The following is a 13,428-nucleotide window of genomic DNA, read 5'->3' as shown; positions in this document are numbered from 1 at the left end:
ACCTGCGGCCCCCACGGCGATCAGGCGCAGGCACCTCACCGCCGCCGCAGATCAGCGACGCGCCCCCGCTCCACCCCCGCGTGCTCCCCCAACCCCGCAGCCGACCTCAGCGGTGAGGAACCCGGCACGTGCCCCCTGCGTGGCCCCGGCAGAGGAGCGCGCCGCCCCGGGGCCTGCTCACCCCCCGGAGAGGCTCCGTTCGCCCCGGCGACGGCGATCTGCACCCCCTGGTCGGCAAGGGCCTGCAACTCGGTGGCGGCACGGTCGTCGTGGGTCGGCGGCTCGTCGGTGACCAGGCGCGTGATGAGGTCGGTCGGCACGGTCTGGAACATCGTGTCCGTGCCGAGCTTGGTGTGGTCGGCGAGGACCACCACCTCCGCGGCGGCCTGGACGAGGGCCCGGTCGACGGACGCGGAGAGCATGTTGGAGGTGGACAGCCCGCGCTCGGCGGTGAGCCCGCTCCCCGACAGGAAGGCCTTGGACACCCGCAGCCCCTGCAGGGACTGCTCCGCGCCGGAGCCGACGAGGGCGTAGTTGGAGCCGCGCAGGGTGCCACCGGTCATCACGACCTCCACCCGGTTGGCGTGGGCCAGCGCCTGAGCCACCAGCAAGGAGTTGGTGACGACGGTCAGCCCGGGCACCCGCGCGAGCCGGCGGGCCAGCTCCTGCGTGGTCGTACCGGCGCCGACCACGATGGCCTCGCCCTCTTCGACGAGGCCCGCCGCGAGGTCGGCGATGGCCGTCTTCTCGGCGGTCGCGAGATGGGACTTCTGCGGAAAGCCGGACTCTCGCGTGAACCCGCCCGGCAGTACCGCACCGCCATGCCGGCGGTCGAGGAGTCCTTCTGCCTCCAGTGCCCGCACGTCCCGCCGTACGGTCACTTCGGAGGTCTGGACGACGCGGGCGAGTTCACGGAGCGACACGGCACCGTTCGCTCGCACCATTTCGAGGATCAATTGGCGACGTTCAGCAGCGAACACGAAACTGACAGTAACCCCAGCGACCGTCTGCTTTCAGCAGTTTGCGCCGAATAAACGAAGTTGTTCGCATGGCAGGGCGGGAAGTGGTATAGGACCTACCCGCCCTGACTATGCCGTGCGCAAACGCGGCAACTCCCCGTGACCAGCGGGAAGTTGGAACCGGCCGTCAGCCCTCCACGCCCGCCTTGCGGGTGTGGAGCTGGCGGGCCACCTCCGCGATCGACCCCGAAAGGGAGGGGTACACCGTGAACGCGTTCGCGATCTGTTCGACTGTCAGATTGTTGTCGACGGCGATCGAGATGGGGTGGATCAGTTCCGAGGCGCGCGGCGCCACGACCACACCGCCGACGACGATCCCCGTACCCGGGCGGCAGAAGATCTTCACGAAGCCGTCCCGGATGCCCTGCATCTTGGCGCGCGGGTTGCGCAGCAGCGGGAGCTTCACGACCCGGGCGTCGATCTTGCCCGCGTCCACGTCGGCCTGCGTGTAGCCGACGGTCGCGATCTCGGGGTCGGTGAAGACGTTGGAGGAGACGGTCTTCAGGTTCAGCGGGGCCACCGCGTCGCCGAGGAAGTGGTACATGGCGATACGGCCCTGCATGGCGGCGACGGAGGCGAGCGCGAAGACGCCGGTCACGTCACCGGCCGCGTAGACGCCCGGAGCGGTCGTCCTGGACACCTTGTCGGTCCAGATGTGGCCGGAGTCGCGCAGCTTGACGCCGGCCTCCTCCAGGCCGAGGCCCGCGCTGTTCGGGATGGCACCGACGGCCATCAGGCAGTGGGTGCCGCTGATGACGCGCCCGTCGGCGAGCGTCACCTCCACCCGGTCCCCGACCCGCTTGGCGGAGGCGGCGCGGGAGCGGGCCATGACGTTCATGCCACGGCGCCGGAAGACGTCCTCCAGCACGGCGGCGGCGTCCGGGTCCTCACCGGGAAGGACCCGGTCCCGGGACGACACGAGCGTGACCTTCGACCCGAGGGCCTGGTAGGCGCCGGCGAACTCGGCACCGGTCACACCGGAGCCGACCACGATCAGCTCTTCCGGCAGCTCGGTGAGGTCGTAGACCTGGGTCCAGTTCAGGATGCGCTCGCCGTCGGGCTGGGCGTCGGGCAGCTCGCGCGGGTGACCGCCGGTGGCGATGAGGACGGCGTCGGCGGTGAGGGTCTCCTCGGTGCCGTCGGCGGCGGTGACGACGACCTTCCGGGACCCGTCGAGGGCCTGCATGCCCTCCAGCCGGCCGCGGCCGCGCATGACCCGGGCTCCGGCGCGGGTGACGGAGGCGGTGATGTCGTGCGACTGCGCGAGCGCGAGCCGTTTGACACGCCGGTTGACCTTCCCGAGGTCCACCCCGACCACCCGGGCCGCCTGCTCCAGCGGCGGGGTGTCGTCGGCGACGATGATCCCGAGCTCTTCGTACGACGAATCGAAGGTGGTCATCACCTCGGCCGTAGCGATGAGCGTCTTCGACGGCACGCAGTCGGTCAGCACCGACGCTCCGCCCAGACCGTCGCAGTCGACGACGGTCACCTCCGCACCGAGCTGGGCGGCCACCAGGGCCGCTTCGTATCCGCCGGGTCCGCCACCGATGATCACGATCCGAGTCACGTACTCCATTGTCCCGCACGCTTCAAGGTGCTACTGCCCGGGGGCGCGCGGAAGCTTCCCCTGGGACTCAAGTGACTCGCGTGCCCCCTGCCGTACCCTCTCCCCATGTCGCTCTATGCCGCGTACGCAGGCAACCTCGACGCGCGCCTGATGTCCCACCGCGCCCCGCACTCCCCGCTGCGCGCCACGGGCTGGCTGAACGGCTGGCGGCTGACGTTCGGCGGCGAGCACCTGGGCTGGGAGGGCGCGCTCGCGACGATCGTCGAGGACCCGCTCGCCGAGGTCTTCGTCGGCCTGTACGACATCGCACCCCTGGACGAGGAGTCCCTCGACCGGTGGGAGGGCGTGGGACTGGATCTCTACCGCCGGGTGCGCGTGCGCGTGCACACCCTCGACGGCGAGGAGGCCGCGTGGACGTACGTCCTGAACGCTTACGAGGGCGGTCTGCCCTCCGCCCGCTACCTGGGCGAGATCGCCGACGCGGCGGAGTCGGCCGGGGCACCCCACGACTATGTGATGGAGCTCCGCAAGCGCCCCTGCTGAGCACAGAGGGCTCACAGGTGACGCAAAGCCCCTCATGTCACGGGCTTGGTCGGAAACAACAAGACAACGAAAGCAATCCCGTGACGTCTATCATCTACGCGCGTAGGCGCGGACCGGCTACCCTCGACCTCGTGAACGCATCTCTTCTTCCGGACGACATCCAGGGCGACCCGTACGCCGCCGCCGACGCCGCCGCCGCGCGCCTGCGCGAACTCACCGGCGCCGAGACCCACGACGTCGTCCTCGTGATGGGCTCCGGCTGGGCTCCGGCCGTCGACGCCCTGGGCGCGCCCGACGCCGAGTTCCAGGTCACCGAGCTGCCCGGCTTCCCGCCGCCGGCCGTCGAGGGGCACGGCGGCAAGGTCCGCTCGTACTCCTTCGGTGACAAGAGGGCCCTGGTCTTCCTCGGCCGCACCCACTACTACGAGGGCCGCGGCGTCGCCGCCGTCGCCCACGGCGTCCGCACGGCCGTGGCCGCGGGCTGCAAGACGGTCGTCCTGACCAACGGCTGCGGTGGCCTGCGCGAGGGCATGCGTCCCGGCCAGCCGGTCCTGATCAGCGACCACATCAACCTCACGGCCACCTCCCCGATCGTCGGCGCCAACTTCGTCGACCTGACGGACCTCTACTCCCCCCGCCTGCGCGCCCTGTGCAAGGAGATCGACCCCTCCCTGGAGGAGGGCGTCTACGCGCAGTTCCCCGGCCCGCACTACGAGACCCCGGCCGAGATCCGCATGGCCCGCGTCATCGGTGCGGACCTGGTCGGCATGTCCACGGTCCTGGAGGCCATCGCCGCCCGCGAGGCGGGCGCCGAGGTGCTGGGCATCTCCCTGGTCACCAACCTGGCGGCCGGCATGACCGGCGAGCCCCTCAACCACGAGGAGGTCCTCCAGGCGGGCCGCGACTCGGCGGCACGGATGGGCGAGCTGCTGGGCCAGGTGCTGGGGAAGCTGTAAGACATACGGCATGCCGCCGGGCTCTCGCGGGTTGCGGCGGCAGCGGCGGGACCATCGGGGGACTCGCGGGTCCGCGAGCTCACCGACGGGCGGCGGCTCGGGGGGTCGCGGGTGCTTCTGTGGCGGCGCGAGCGGGCCCCGAGTGGACGGCCGAGCGGCGGCTCGGGGACACCCCGGGCTGCCGGCGCATCACCGAGCGACGAGCGCGGGGACTCGCCGGTTCCGTGGCGGCGCGAGCCGGCCTCGGCGGGTGGGAGCGGTGGCGCGGTGCCGCTCGTTCACTTCGCAGCCGACCGAGCCGGGTGGGCGCGTGGGAAACGGGGATCTGGGGCGGAGCCCCCAGCGAAACGAGGAGAGGTTGATCCCAAGGTGCACGACGATCTGATGGCCAAGGCCCACGCATGGCTCGCCGAGGACCCCGACCAGGAGACCCGCGACGAACTCGCCAAGCTGATCGAGGCCGGTGACGTCGACGAACTGTCGGCCCGCTTCGGCGGCACCCTCCAGTTCGGCACCGCGGGTCTGCGTGGCGAGCTCGGCGCCGGCCCGATGCGCATGAACCGCAGCGTCGTCATCAGGGCAGCGGCCGGCCTCGCCGCGTACCTGAAGCAGAACGGCCACACCGGTGGACTCGTCGTCATCGGCTACGACGCCCGCCACAAGTCCGCCGACTTCGCCCGCGACACCGCCGCCGTGATGACCGGTGCCGGCCTGCGCGCCGCCGTACTCCCCCGCCCGCTGCCCACCCCGGTCCTGGCGTACGCCATACGGCATCTCGGCGCGGTCGCGGGCGTGGAGGTCACCGCCAGCCACAACCCGCCCCGGGACAACGGCTACAAGGTCTACCTCGGCGACGGCTCCCAGATCGTGCCGCCCGCCGACGCGGGGATCGCCGCCGAGATCGACGCGATCGCCTCCCTGAACGACGTACCGCGCCCGGAGTCCGGCTGGCAGACCCTGGACGACGCGGTCCTGGACGCCTATCTGGCGCGTACGGACGCCGTCCTCGCCGAGGGCTCCCCGCGCACCGCCCGCACCGTCTACACGGCGATGCACGGCGTCGGCAAGGACGTCCTGCTGGCCGCCTTCGCCCGGGCCGGCTTCCCGAAGCCGGTGCTGGTCGCAGAGCAGGCCGACCCCGACCCGGACTTCCCGACGGTCGCCTTCCCGAACCCCGAGGAGCCGGGTGCGATGGACCTGGCGTTCGCCCAGGCCCGCACGGCCGACCCGGACCTGATCATCGCCAACGACCCCGACGCCGACCGCTGTGCCGTGGCCGTGAAGGACGGCGCGGAGTGGCGGATGCTGCGCGGTGACGAGGTCGGCGCGCTGCTCGGCGCCCACCTGGTCCGCCGGGGCGCGACCGGGGTGTTCGCCGAGTCGATCGTCTCCTCCTCCCTCCTCGGCCGGATCGCCGGGAAGGCGGGCCTGCCCTACGAGGAGACGCTGACCGGCTTCAAGTGGATCGCCCGCGTGGACGGCCTGCGCTACGGCTACGAGGAGGCCCTCGGCTACTGCGTGGACCCCGAGGGCGTGCGCGACAAGGACGGCATCACCGCCGCGCTGCTGATCACGGAGCTGGCCTCGGGCCTCAAGGAGGAGGGCCGTACCCTCCTCGACCTCCTCGACGACCTCGCCGTGGAGCACGGTCTGCACGCCACCGACCAGCTGTCGGTCCGTGTGCAGGACCTCTCGCTCATCGCGGACGCGATGCGCCGCCTGCGCGAGCAGCCGCCGACCGAGCTGGCGGGCCTGGCCATCACCGGCGCCGAGGACCTCACCCGGGGCAGCGAGAAGCTCCCGCCCACGGACGGCCTGCGCTACACCCTCGACGGCGCCCGCGTGATCGTCCGCCCCAGCGGCACCGAACCGAAGCTGAAGTGCTACCTGGAGGTCGTCGTCCCGGTCGCGGACCACGCGGCCCTCCCGGCCGCCCGCGCCCGCGCGACCGACCTCCTCACCGCGATCAAGCGCGACCTGTCGGCGGCGGCCGGCATCTGATCCGTACGACAGCGATGGGGTGCCCCGAGCCGGGGGCACCCCATTTCGTCGTTCCTCAACTCCCCGGATCCGGACGGTGGCTCGTCGCTCGCACTGCGGTCGCGCCCTCCGCGGCCGACGGCGCCGAGGCGACGCCCTTTTAACACGGACTCGTCTCCGCCGCCGCAGCGACACGCGGCGGCACACCGCGACACGCCGCGACACGACGGAAGTGAGCGGGCGTCAGAAGATACTTCAAAAGGGCTAATAGTAGGTCAATCTGCTTTTAATTGCGTCTACTTGATGGGCTGACGACGACCCCGGGGAGCAGTGCGCGGCGACAAAAATACCCCTATCAGCCCCTCGTTCCGGTTGTCTTATATGACCGATATGACCGGCGTGGGTACTTTTACTCACAAGCCGGCTGACGGGCCGGTATCTCTGAAACCGGAGACAGGAGAAGCGACATGAAGCTCCCCCGTTCCACCGTCGTCACCGCTGGTATCGCGGCCGCGTCCGCCCTGGCCGCGTCAGGAATCACCTACGCCTCGGCGGCCTCCGTCCCGGCGCCCCAGTCCGCTCCGGCCGCTCCCGCCACGTCTCCCCTCGGCGGCAACGCCGGACCGGGCAAGGGCAACGAGGGCGGGAACAGAGGCAGGGGCCCGGGGGGCAGGGGCCACGAGGACTGGGGCCGGATCGAGATCAACGAGCGCTCGTACTCCGCCCACCCCGGCGACTGCGTCACCGTGATCAGCGGCCTGGGCGCGAGGACCCTGAACATCCGCAACGACAGCCGCAAGACCGTCGAGGTCTTCCGCGGGGTGGTCTGCGACAACGGCGCTCCGGTCGCCACCGTCGGGCCCCGCAGCTCCGCGGAAGGCGTGCGCGTCGGGCACGTCGACGGCATCAAGATCAAGGACGGCGTGGTGGCCAGCTTCCGCGTGGTCCGGCACTTCGACGGGGACTGGGACGGGGGCTGGGACGGGGGCTGGGACTAGTCCTCGCCGAGTGCACATGTGGTGCTCCGGCCTGCCGGAATCGGGCCGGAGCACCCGCCCTGGCCATTGTCGGACGGCCGACACGCCGGGCGCATCCCGCCAGGACCGGACACCGGGCGCCGTACGCCGGATGTCCGGGCGGCCGTCCGTTCGTCCACGGCCGAACCGCCCGGTGATGTCCGCCCGGCGCCGTCCGTCGGTGCCTGTCCCTGCACCACGGCGGTCGGCTTCCTTCCGTCGTTTCCACACCGCCGAACGGGTGAGGAAGCGGCGTCAGACGCTGCCGAGGGCCGCTACCCCTTCCCCTGGGCGGGAACGGGGGCGCGGCCCGGGAGCATCCGTATTCGTGTTCGTGAAACCGCGGAGTGAGTGAGATGAGTGTGGACACGGTGGAGGACATCAGCGACGACACCTACGTCCTGGACCTCCTCACCATCACGCTGACCCCCGCGCTGCCGTGGCTCGGGCACCAGGTGCGCTGCGAGTTGGACGGCCATTTGAAGGAGGCCGTCGACCTGACTCAGGTCACCTGCAATGTGATCATGAAGTTCGGTCCGGTGAAGATGCTGGACCGCTGGTATCGGCTGCCCGACCTGCTGGCCCGCATGGGCGCGACCCTGTCCGGGGATCCCAGGCCCCCCGCCGGGCCCTGGAAGCAGGCGTGGGTGCTGCGGCTACCCGAGACGGTGCCGGTGGCCGAGCACCGGATCCGCCTGCGCGCGCGGACGGGGAACGGAAAGAACTTCTTCGCGCTGGACATCCCCGTGGACTTCCGGCGCAGATTCCATCCGTCCAGGACGAACGGCGGCGGCGGCTCACGCATGTTTCACGGCCAGCGCTGCGGCTCGGTGACCCCCGGCTGACGCCCGCCCACCCCTGCGGCCGGGCTTCCGCTCATCCCCGCCGGGAGGCCCAGGAGAACCTCACCCGGTGACCAGCAGGATCAGCAGCAACACCGCACCCGCCAGCGCAGGCGCGATCACCTCGTACGCCCAGCGCACGGCGACCTCTCCCTGCGCCGGCTCCGCCTCGCCGTGCCGGTCCAGCAGTTCCCGCAGCTCGTCCATGACCTGGTCGGTGTCCGCGCGGGTCGGCCCGGACCTCAGGCCGGCGCCGCCGGGGGCTCCGAAGCCACCCGCCGTGCCGAAGCCGAAGTTCCGGCGCGTCGGCTCCCCGCCGCGCGCCGCTTCCGCCGCCGCCCGGGACTTGCGCATCTCCGCCTTCTTGCGGGCCCGCAGCGACACGGGAATCGCCCACAGCTGGTACTTGCCGCCGGACTTCGCGACGACCTCGTTGGAGAAGCCGGAGCGCAGCGCGGCGACCTGGCCCCAGGGCAGGCTGATCACCCGGAACGGATTGCGCACCCGCAGCCGGGCCTCGCCCGCGAAGACCGCCGGGCGGAGCGTGAAGGCGATCACCAGCGGCACGATCAGGATCATCGCGGCGAGCGCCAGCCACGGCGTGCGGCCATGGCCCTGGAACAGCGCGTCGAAGCCGAGCCAGCCGACGACGACGAGCAGCAGCACGCCGCCCACGAGCGCCATCGGGGAGCGGTAGATCCGGTCCTTGGCGGTGGGGACCGGGGGCTGTGACGCGGGTGACTGGTGGTCGGGGGTGGTCATGGGCCAAGTCTGCATGACACCGTCGGCACTGCCGCCACGCGCCCCGGAACCGGCGCTCAGCTGTGATCTTCGGTCGGAAGACGAGCGCCGGGACTGTACAGCTGCTACGCGCGTAGATATGCTCGTCTGGTGACCATGCCCACCACTGCACCCACAGCACAGTCCCCCACAGCTGAACGCGTGGGCGGTACCCCCATCGCCGACGTCACCGCGTCCGACAGCACGCTGCGCCGCTTCCTGCACGGGCTGCCCGGCGTCGACGCGGTCGGCCTGGAGGCGCGCGCCGCGTCTCTCGGCACCCGTTCCATCAAGACCACCGCGAAGGCGTACGCCATCGACCTCGCCATCTCGATGGTCGACCTGACGACGCTGGAAGGCGCGGACACCCCGGGCAAGGTCCGGGCGCTCGGCGCCAAGGCGGTCCACCCCGACCCCACGGACCGCACGACCCCGACGACCGCCGCGGTCTGCGTCTACCCCGACATGGTGGCCGTGGCCAAGGAGGCCGTCGCCGGCTCCGGCGTGAAGGTCGCCTCGGTCGCCACCGCGTTCCCGGCCGGCCGTGCCGCCCTCGACGTGAAGCTGGCCGACGTCCGTGACGCCGTCGCCGCGGGCGCCGACGAGATCGACATGGTCATCGACCGGGGCGCGTTCCTCGCCGGCAAGTACCTGAAGGTGTACGACGAGATCGTCGCCGTGAAGCAGGCCTGCGGCGACAGCGCCCGGCTGAAGGTCATCTTCGAGACCGGCGAGCTGTCGACGTACGACAACATCCGCCGCGCCTCCTGGCTCGGCATGCTGGCGGGCGCCGACTTCATCAAGACCTCGACCGGCAAGGTGGCGGTGAACGCGACCCCCGCCAACACCCTCCTCATGCTGGAGGCCGTACGGGACTTCCGCGCCCAGACCGGCGTCCAGGTCGGCGTGAAGCCGGCCGGCGGCATCCGCACCAGCAAGGACGCGATCAAGTTCCTGGTCCTGGTCAACGAGACCGCGGGCGAGGACTGGCTGGACAACCACTGGTTCCGCTTCGGCGCCTCCTCGCTGCTGAACGACCTGCTGATGCAGCGCCAGAAGCTGGCCACCGGCCGCTACTCCGGCCCCGACTACGTGACGGTGGACTGATCGATCATGGTTTTTGAGTACGCACCCGCGCCCGAGTCCCGCTCCGTCGTCGACATCGCCCCGTCCTACGGCCTGTTCATCGACGGCGAGTTCGTGGACGCGGCCGACGGCAAGGTCTTCAAGACGATCAGCCCGAGCACCGAGGAGGTGCTGTCGGAGGTCGCCCAGGCCGGCGCCGAGGACGTGGACCGGGCCGTCAAGGCCGCCCGCAAGGCCTTCGAGAAGTGGTCGGCGCTGCCCGGCTCCGAGCGCGCGAAGTACCTGTTCCGCATCGCCCGGATCATCCAGGAGCGCAGCCGCGAGCTGGCCGTCCTGGAGACGCTGGACAACGGCAAGCCGATCAAGGAGACGCGGGACGCCGACCTGCCCCTGGTGGCAGCCCACTTCTTCTACTACGCCGGCTGGGCCGACAAGCTCGATCACGCCGGTTTCGGCCCGAACCCGCAGGCGCTCGGCGTCGCCGGCCAGGTCATCCCCTGGAACTTCCCGCTGCTGATGCTGGCCTGGAAGATCGCCCCGGCCCTCGCGACCGGCAACACGGTCGTCCTGAAGCCGGCCGAGACCACGCCGCTGAGCGCGCTGTTCTTCGCGGACATCTGCCGCCAGGCCGGCCTGCCCAAGGGTGTCGTCAACATCCTCCCGGGCTACGGCGACACGGGCGCCGCGCTCGTCGCGCACCCGGACGTGAACAAGGTCGCCTTCACGGGCTCGACGGCCGTGGGCAAGGAGATCGCGCGGACCGTCGCCGGCACGCGCAAGAAGCTCACCCTCGAACTGGGCGGCAAGGGCGCCAACATCGTCTTCGACGACGCCCCGATCGACCAGGCCGTCGAGGGCATCGTCACCGGCATCTTCTTCAACCAGGGCCAGGTCTGCTGCGCGGGCTCGCGTCTGCTGGTCCAGGAGTCGATCCAGGACGAGCTGCTGGACTCCCTCAAGCGCCGCCTGTCCACGCTCCGCCTCGGCGACCCGCTGGACAAGAACACCGACATCGGTGCGATCAACTCCGCCGAGCAGCTGGCCCGGATCACCGCGCTGGCCGAGCGGGGTGAGGCGGAGGGCGCCGAGCGCTGGTCCCCCGCCTGTGAACTCCCCTCCTCCGGCTACTGGTTCGCCCCGACGCTCTTCACGAACGTCACCCAGGCGCACACCATCGCCCGCGACGAGATCTTCGGCCCGGTGCTGTCGGTCCTCACCTTCCGCACCCCGGACGAGGCGGTCGCCAAGGCCAACAACACGCAGTACGGCCTGTCGGCGGGCATCTGGACCGAGAAGGGCTCGCGCATCCTGGCGGTCGCGAACAAGCTGCGCGCGGGCGTGATCTGGTCCAACACGTTCAACAAGTTCGACCCGACCTCGCCGTTCGGCGGCTACAAGGAGTCGGGCTTCGGCCGCGAGGGCGGCCGCCACGGCCTGGAGGCATACCTCGATGTCTGACCGTTTGAGCGTCTTCAAGACCTACAAGCTGTACGTCGGCGGGAAGTTCCCGCGTTCCGAGAGCGGCCGGGTGTACGAGGTGACGGACTCGAAGGGCAACTGGCTGGCCAACGCTCCGCAGTCCAGCCGCAAGGACGCCCGTGACGCGGTCGTCGCGGCCCGCAAGGCGTTCGGCGGCTGGTCCGGCGCGACGGCGTACAACCGCGGCCAGGTGCTGTACCGCGTAGCGGAGATGCTGGAGGGCCGCCGAGAGCAGTTCGTGCGCGAGGTGGCCGACGCGGAGGGCCTGTCCAAGGCGAAGGCGGCGGGCGTCGTGGACGCGGCCGTCGACCGCTGGGTCTGGTACGCCGGCTGGACCGACAAGATCGCCCAGGTTATCGGCGGTGCGAACCCCGTCGCCGGGCCGTTCTTCAACCTGTCCTCGCCGGAGCCGACGGGCGTGGTGGCCGTACTGGCCCCGCAGGAGTCGTCGTTCCTGGGCCTGGTGTCGGTGCTCGCGCCGGTGATCGCTACCGGTAACACGGCGGTCGTGATCGCCTCCGAGAAGGCCCCGCTGCCCGCCCTGTCCCTGGCCGAGGTGCTGGCCACCTCCGACGTGCCGGGCGGTGTGGTGAACATCCTCTCCGGCCGTACGGCGGAGATCGCGACGCCGCTGGCCGCGCACCAGGACGTCAACGCGATCGATCTCGCGGGCGCGGACGAGGCACTGGCGAAGGAGCTGGAGGTCGCCGCCGCCGACAACCTGAAGCGGGTTCTTCGTCCACAGGCTGTGGATTACTTCGAGACGCCCGGGATCGAGCGGATGACGGCGTTCCTGGAGACGAAGACGGTGTGGCATCCGACGGGGTCGCTGGGCGCGTCGGGCTCTTCTTACTGACGGGATCCGGCGGGGAACCGCGGTGGTCTGCCGGCTGCGGGTGGTCCATGGCCGGTCGCGCAGTTCCCCGCACCCTGACGGGGCGCCTCAGTGCCCTAGTGCCCCAAGCGCCTGGCCCACCACCGGCACCGACCCGAGCGACTGCGCCTCGGCCACCGGTGCCGTCAGCATCTGTGACGTCGCCGGCTTGAAGTCGGCCAGTTGGGCCCCCACCCCGTTGTTCAGGGGGTCCACGCCCGTGCCCGCAAGCGGGTTGGGCTTGAGGCCGGCCACCGGGCCCGTGACGTAGCCGACCGTGCCGGTGACGGCGGCGAGGCCGGCCTGCGGGTCGATGTGACCGAGCGAGGTCGGCCGCCACGGCACCTCCATGACCGGGGCGGCGGCGTCCGCCTGGGCCGTCGCCGCGCCCGCGCCCAGGGCCGCTCCCGCGGTCGCCAGGGCGATCAGGGCGCGCTGTGCGACGGGGTGCTGGGGGGAGATGTGTCGGGCCATCGCTGGTGCCGCCTTCTGGTGCGCAGGGTGATGGTGTCGACACGTAGGGTAGTTGAGGCGGGAGTCACGCTCAAAAGCCGACCCACGGGGTCGGCAGGCGCGCCGTCATACGTCAAACTGGTGTTCCGTGAGCATTCATCCCCCGTCACCCGCCCGTGTCGTGCTGCTGTGCGGCCCCTCGGGCTCGGGCAAGTCACTCGTCGCCGCCCGTTCCGGGCTCCCCGTCCTGCGTCTGGACGACTTCTACAAGGAGGGTGACGACCCGACTCTGCCCTTGGTGGAGGGGAGTTCGGACATCGACTGGGATCACCCCGAGTCCTGGGACGCGGATGTCGCCGTCCAGGCCATCACCCGGCTGTGTGCCACCGGTTCGACGCCGGTGCCGGTGTACGACATCGCGCGGAGCGCCCGTACCGGCGAGGAGACGCTGCACATCGGCCGTACCCCGCTGTTCATCGCGGAGGGCATCTTCGCCGCGGAGATCGTCGAGCGCTGCCGGGAGTTGGGCCTGCTCGCGGACGCGCTGTGCCTGAGCCGCGGACCGGTCGTCACCTTCCGCCGGCGGTTCCTGCGGGATCTGAAGGAGGGCCGCAAGTCGGTGCCGTTCCTGCTGCGCCGCGGCTGGCGGCTGATGCGCGCCGAGCGGTCGATCGTCACCCGCCAGGTGGCCCTGGGCGCGCATCCGTGTGATCGGGACGAGGCGCTGGGACGGCTCGCGGCAGCGGCGGCGGGGCGGCAGGCGCGTCAGCGGACGGTGGCGTAGGAGCCGTACGGAAGACGGTGACCCGAGCGCCGTACGGGCAACGGAAACG

The 13,428-nt window shown here is 71.2% G+C and carries 13 protein-coding genes; 9 read left to right on the top strand and 4 right to left on the bottom strand.

Annotated elements, in window-relative coordinates:
- Positions 1-35 precede the first annotated feature (35 nt).
- On the bottom strand, positions 36-980 hold the full coding sequence (locus ACQPXS_RS28780) for a DeoR family transcriptional regulator (protein WP_433452134.1): 945 nt from the start codon (positions 978-980) through the stop codon (positions 36-38).
- Between the two features lie 166 nt (positions 981-1,146).
- On the bottom strand, positions 1,147-2,595 hold the full coding sequence (locus ACQPXS_RS28775) for an NAD(P)H-quinone dehydrogenase (protein WP_433452133.1): 1,449 nt from the start codon (positions 2,593-2,595) through the stop codon (positions 1,147-1,149).
- Positions 2,596-2,691: 96 nt separating this feature from the next.
- Here ACQPXS_RS28775 and ACQPXS_RS28770 point away from each other — a divergent pair, with 96 nt between their 5' ends.
- The 5 genes from ACQPXS_RS28770 to ACQPXS_RS28750 all read left to right on the top strand — a co-directional run bounded on the left by ACQPXS_RS28770 (position 2,692) and on the right by ACQPXS_RS28750 (position 7,926).
- Entirely contained in the window at positions 2,692-3,129 is a 438-nt protein-coding gene (locus ACQPXS_RS28770) for a gamma-glutamylcyclotransferase (protein WP_351798840.1), read from the top strand.
- A 131-nt stretch (positions 3,130-3,260) separates the two neighbouring features.
- Positions 3,261-4,085, top strand: coding sequence for a purine-nucleoside phosphorylase (locus ACQPXS_RS28765; protein WP_351798837.1), 825 nt, complete (start codon positions 3,261-3,263; stop codon positions 4,083-4,085).
- Positions 4,086-4,454: 369 nt separating this feature from the next.
- Complete coding sequence (locus ACQPXS_RS28760) at positions 4,455-6,086, top strand: phospho-sugar mutase (protein WP_433452132.1); 1,632 nt, start codon at positions 4,455-4,457, stop codon at positions 6,084-6,086.
- Positions 6,087-6,532: 446 nt separating this feature from the next.
- Positions 6,533-7,063 (top strand): hypothetical protein, encoded by a 531-nt coding sequence (locus tag ACQPXS_RS28755; protein WP_433452131.1) that lies wholly within the window; start codon positions 6,533-6,535, stop codon positions 7,061-7,063.
- A gap of 374 nt (positions 7,064-7,437) precedes the next feature.
- On the top strand, positions 7,438-7,926 hold the full coding sequence (locus ACQPXS_RS28750) for a hypothetical protein (RefSeq protein WP_351798828.1): 489 nt from the start codon (positions 7,438-7,440) through the stop codon (positions 7,924-7,926).
- Positions 7,927-7,986: 60 nt separating this feature from the next.
- Here the strand turns inward: ACQPXS_RS28750 and ACQPXS_RS28745 are convergent, their stop codons facing one another.
- Positions 7,987-8,685, bottom strand: a complete 699-nt coding sequence (locus ACQPXS_RS28745; protein WP_433452129.1) for a PH domain-containing protein — start codon at positions 8,683-8,685, stop codon at positions 7,987-7,989.
- 135 nt (positions 8,686-8,820) lie between these two features.
- Between ACQPXS_RS28745 and deoC the strand changes: the two genes are divergently transcribed.
- Genes deoC through ACQPXS_RS28730 form a run of 3 tightly spaced genes read left to right on the top strand, consistent with a single transcriptional unit; the run spans position 8,821 to position 12,124 of the window.
- Positions 8,821-9,810: a deoxyribose-phosphate aldolase gene (deoC, locus tag ACQPXS_RS28740; RefSeq protein ID WP_433452127.1), complete on the top strand. Its 990-nt coding sequence runs from the start codon at positions 8,821-8,823 to the stop codon at positions 9,808-9,810.
- A gap of 6 nt (positions 9,811-9,816) precedes the next feature.
- Entirely contained in the window at positions 9,817-11,247 is a 1,431-nt protein-coding gene (locus tag ACQPXS_RS28735; RefSeq protein WP_356301802.1) for an aldehyde dehydrogenase family protein, read from the top strand.
- Positions 11,240-12,124, top strand: a complete 885-nt coding sequence (locus ACQPXS_RS28730; RefSeq protein WP_433452125.1) for an aldehyde dehydrogenase family protein — start codon at positions 11,240-11,242, stop codon at positions 12,122-12,124. Before ACQPXS_RS28735 ends, ACQPXS_RS28730 begins: the two co-directional genes overlap by 8 nt.
- 87 nt (positions 12,125-12,211) lie before the next feature.
- On the opposite strand, the gene ACQPXS_RS28725 is transcribed toward ACQPXS_RS28730, so the two are convergent.
- Positions 12,212-12,616, bottom strand: coding sequence for a hypothetical protein (locus ACQPXS_RS28725; RefSeq protein WP_433452124.1), 405 nt, complete (start codon positions 12,614-12,616; stop codon positions 12,212-12,214).
- 127 nt (positions 12,617-12,743) lie between these two features.
- Here ACQPXS_RS28725 and ACQPXS_RS28720 point away from each other — a divergent pair, with 127 nt between their 5' ends.
- Positions 12,744-13,379, top strand: coding sequence for a uridine kinase family protein (locus tag ACQPXS_RS28720; protein ID WP_433452123.1), 636 nt, complete (start codon positions 12,744-12,746; stop codon positions 13,377-13,379).
- Positions 13,380-13,428 lie beyond the last annotated feature (49 nt).

The sequence above is a fragment of the Streptomyces sp. CA-142005 genome (genome assembly GCF_050942335.1).
GTDB lineage: Bacteria > Actinomycetota > Actinomycetes > Streptomycetales > Streptomycetaceae > Streptomyces.
This window is presented reverse-complemented; position numbering and strand designations above follow the sequence as displayed.

Coding starts and splice junctions, on each gene's coding strand:
- deoC (WP_433452127.1), top strand. CDS start 8,821: ATGCCCACCACTGCACCCACAGCACAGTCCCCCACAGCTGAACGCGTG.
- ACQPXS_RS28750 (WP_351798828.1), top strand. CDS start 7,438: ATGAGTGTGGACACGGTGGAGGACATCAGCGACGACACCTACGTCCTG.
- ACQPXS_RS28735 (WP_356301802.1), top strand. CDS start 9,817: ATGGTTTTTGAGTACGCACCCGCGCCCGAGTCCCGCTCCGTCGTCGAC.
- ACQPXS_RS28775 (WP_433452133.1), bottom strand. CDS start 2,595: ATGGAGTACGTGACTCGGATCGTGATCATCGGTGGCGGACCCGGCGGA.
- ACQPXS_RS28745 (WP_433452129.1), bottom strand. CDS start 8,685: ATGACCACCCCCGACCACCAGTCACCCGCGTCACAGCCCCCGGTCCCC.
- ACQPXS_RS28725 (WP_433452124.1), bottom strand. CDS start 12,616: ATGGCCCGACACATCTCCCCCCAGCACCCCGTCGCACAGCGCGCCCTG.
- ACQPXS_RS28770 (WP_351798840.1), top strand. CDS start 2,692: ATGTCGCTCTATGCCGCGTACGCAGGCAACCTCGACGCGCGCCTGATG.
- ACQPXS_RS28730 (WP_433452125.1), top strand. CDS start 11,240: ATGTCTGACCGTTTGAGCGTCTTCAAGACCTACAAGCTGTACGTCGGC.
- ACQPXS_RS28755 (WP_433452131.1), top strand. CDS start 6,533: ATGAAGCTCCCCCGTTCCACCGTCGTCACCGCTGGTATCGCGGCCGCG.